General features: G+C 72.3%; 1 protein-coding gene. It reads left to right on the forward strand.

Translation table 11 applies throughout. The features are described 5' to 3' along the window. The coding region (locus CCN33_RS29035; RefSeq protein WP_279628224.1) for a carboxyl transferase domain-containing protein at positions 1-552 on the forward strand (552 nt) is incomplete at both ends.

Below are 552 nucleotides of genomic sequence, written 5' to 3' on the forward strand. Positions count from 1 at the left end.
TCGACCCCAGCGCCCCCGACCACCAGGCCAACCGCGACACCATGCTCGCCAAGCTCGCCGACCTGGAGGCGGAGCACGCCAAGGCGCTCGCGGGCGGGGGCGAGAAATACGTGGCCCGGCACCGCAAGCGCGGCAAGCTGCTCGCCCGGGAGCGGATCGAGCTGCTGCTCGACCCCGACACGCCGTTCCTGGAGCTGTCCCCCCTCGCCGCCTGGGGCAGCGAGTACACCGTCGGCGCCTCCCTGGTCACCGGCATCGGAGTGGTCGAAGGAACCGAGTGCCTGATCACCGCCAATGACCCGACCGTGCGCGGCGGCGCGAGCAACCCGTGGAGCCTGAAGAAGGCCCTGCGGGCGAACGAGATCGCGCGGGCCAACCGCCTCCCCGTCGTCAGCCTGGTCGAGTCCGGTGGAGCCGACCTGCCCTCGCAGAAGGAGATCTTCATCCCCGGCGGGGCGATCTTCCGGGACCTGACCCGGCTGTCGGCCGAGGGCATCCCCACCGTGGCGGTGGTGTTCGGCAACTCCACGGCGGGCGGCGCGTACGTCCCCG

Source organism: Streptomyces recifensis, assembly GCF_002154615.1.
GTDB classification, from domain to species: Bacteria; Actinomycetota; Actinomycetes; order Streptomycetales; family Streptomycetaceae; genus Streptomyces; species Streptomyces griseoluteus.